At 64.2% G+C, this 2,547-nt stretch carries 3 protein-coding genes; all 3 read right to left on the bottom strand.

Going from position 1 to position 2,547, the window contains the following annotated elements:
* Positions 1-471, bottom strand: a 471-nt coding sequence (locus tag AN233_RS05000) for a hypothetical protein (RefSeq protein ID WP_058365748.1), incomplete at its 3' end; no start/stop codon positions are given.
* Positions 472-577: 106 nt separating this feature from the next.
* Positions 578-1,000, bottom strand: a complete 423-nt coding sequence (locus AN233_RS04995) for a hypothetical protein (RefSeq protein ID WP_058365747.1) — start codon at positions 998-1,000, stop codon at positions 578-580.
* Positions 1,001-1,120: 120 nt separating this feature from the next.
* On the bottom strand, positions 1,121-2,547 hold a 1,427-nt coding region (locus AN233_RS04990), incomplete at its 5' end, for a heavy metal translocating P-type ATPase (protein WP_125919978.1).

Genomic DNA, 2,547 nt, shown 5'->3' with positions numbered 1-2,547 from the left:
TACGATCCAGAGCTCCTCGCTCTCCTCCAGCACTCGATCCAGCTGCTCACGGTGACGGATACCGTTCGAATATTCGTTGTACAGAAAGATCGTTGGCCCGTCGTAGGCGCCGACCTGGTGGAACGCGTGCCGAGCGAGATCTTCGTCGCGCATAATCTCCTCGTCGGAGAGTTCGTCAAGTGCTTCCCTCACCCGCTCGAGGTTGCGCTCGAACTCCTCTTTCGTCGCCTCCCAGCCACGCTCAAGTAGGTCTTGGCCGTCATCGGAGTCGATGGGGGCTGCAGTCGGCAACTCACCCCATCGCGCCTTCCCCGCAACGGACGTGTCTTCCTCATCGAAAGTCACGTGGTAGTCGAAGACGGCGCCGGCGTGTGGGTCCGCGCCGACCAGGCGGTCGAACACCGACTTTCCGGTGGATAGTGCTTCGTCTTCTGTCGATGCTTCTACCAGACTGTAAATGACCATGTGCATCTCGAACACCTCGAAGCGCCGACGCACCGGGAATGATTGCTCGCTCACTCCTGCTGCGCCGGCACCCATCGCCGGCGCTCGAAAAACCTGATCTAGCGGTCGATTCTTAGGACTCGTTCGCTCGGTCGACTGTGATGGTTAGATCGCCCGACGCGTAGTCGGCCTCGAAGTCGACGGTGAACGCATCCGAGTCGTACGCGGCGTGGTAGGCACGGTGTCGTTCGAGTGACCCCGTCGCCTTGAAATGGAAGAACGCAGCTGAGGTGTAGGGCTTGCTCTGTGTTTCGACCTGCGACTCGACGGATGCGGGGAGCGCGATTTGTGGTGTGTCCGTGTCGATACTCGCAGCGAACGCCTTCACTTCCTCGACGGTGGCTTGCGAATGCGCTGGTGTCTCGCCAGTGAGCACGTTCACCGGTGTCTCCGTGTCGTCGGTGAACAGGACATCGTGGAAGGTGTGCGTCCCGAGGACTGCGTCGGGACCTAACTCGCAATCGTGAAACGGATCGTCGTCTGGATTCTCGGGCATCAAATCAGAGCCCACGGTGGGGCTCAGTCCTTTCTGCCCCAGACAAACCACAACTTGTCTCGATGTAGCGGAGGTAAGTCCCGAAAGAAGAGCGCCCTGCCCGCCTTTTCAGCCGCAGAATCAGGTGTCGGAGAACCGGTCGGGCTCAATCCGGGACAACCGCATCGCGTTCCCGGTGACGCCGAGGCTCATCCCCATATCTCCGACAACGACTGCCAGCGCAACGCTGACCAGGCCCAGCGGCACGCCTAACGCGAGCAGGAGCTTCACGCCGAGGCTCGCCCAGATGTTCTGCCGGATCACGCCGTTGGCCGTATGCGACAGGTCGTACAGGTACGGGAGTTTCCCGATGTCGTCGCCCATCAACGCAATATCAGCCGTTTCGAGGGCGGTGTCGGTGCCGGCGGCGCCCATCGCGATGCCGACCTCCGCAGTGGCGAGCGCGGGGGCGTCATTGATGCCGTCGCCGACCATCGCGACCTCCCCGTACTCCGCCTGTAACTCTTCGACTGCGTCGACCTTCTCGTCGGGTAGGAGTTCGGCGCGATACTCATCGACACCGACCTGCTCGGCGATGGCGCGGGCGGTGCCCTCGTTGTCGCCGGTCAGCATCACCACGCGCTCGACGCCCAGCTCGTGCAGGCGTTCGACAGCCCGCTTCGAGGCCGGGCGTACCTCGTCGGCGATGGCGATTGCACCCAGCAGTTCCGACTCCGTCCCGACGATAACGACCGTCTTGCCCTCCCGCTCCAGTGAGGTGAGCGCGTCCTCGGCGAATGCCCCGTCGTCGTACTCGGCCGCCTCTTCCGCCGCGACGCCGCCGTCCGTCTCGCGGCGTGCCCGAGCGAGGTCGAAGCCCAGCTCCTCGAAGAGCGCGGGCTTGCCCGCATAGTACGTCTCGCCGTCGATCTCCCCGCGGATGCCCTTTCCGGTGAGGCTCTCGAAGCCACTCGGGTCGGGCAGGTCGCCCACGCCCGTCTCCTCAGCACGGGCGAGAATCGCCGCAGCGATGGGGTGCTCACTGCGCCGCTCCAGCCCGGCGGCGCGACGGAGCAGATCGGCCTCAGTGGTGTCGCCGACCGGGACGACATCGGTGACGGCGAGTTCGCCCTTCGTGAGCGTCCCCGTCTTGTCGAGCGCGACGGCGTCGACCCCGCCCATCGCTTCGAGGTAGTTGCCGCCCTTGATCAGGACGCCGTTCTTCGCGGCGCTGGTGATGCCCGACACCACCGAGACGGGTGTGGAGATGACGAACGCACACGGACAGGCGATCACCAGCAGGGTGAGCCCCCGGATGAACCAGGTCTGCCAGTCGCCGGCGAAAGTGAACCCGTACCCGGCCACGTCCACCGAGATGGGGTCGGCGATAACCAGCGGCGGGATAGCGGCGGTCAGGATTGCCAGCACGACGACGAGGGGTGTGTAGTAGCCGGAGAAGCGGTCGACGAACTGCTCAGACTCGGTCTTCTTCGCCTGTGCGCCCTGTACCATCTCGATGATGCGCGAGAGCGTCGAATCGCCAGCGGTCGAGGTGACCTCTACCTCGA

The sequence above is a fragment of the Haloparvum sedimenti genome (assembly GCF_001462205.1).
GTDB lineage: Archaea > Halobacteriota > Halobacteria > Halobacteriales > Haloferacaceae > Haloparvum > Haloparvum sedimenti.
This window is presented reverse-complemented; position numbering and strand designations above follow the sequence as displayed.

Coding starts and splice junctions, on each gene's coding strand:
- AN233_RS04995 (WP_058365747.1), bottom strand. CDS start 1,000: ATGCCCGAGAATCCAGACGACGATCCGTTTCACGATTGCGAGTTAGGT.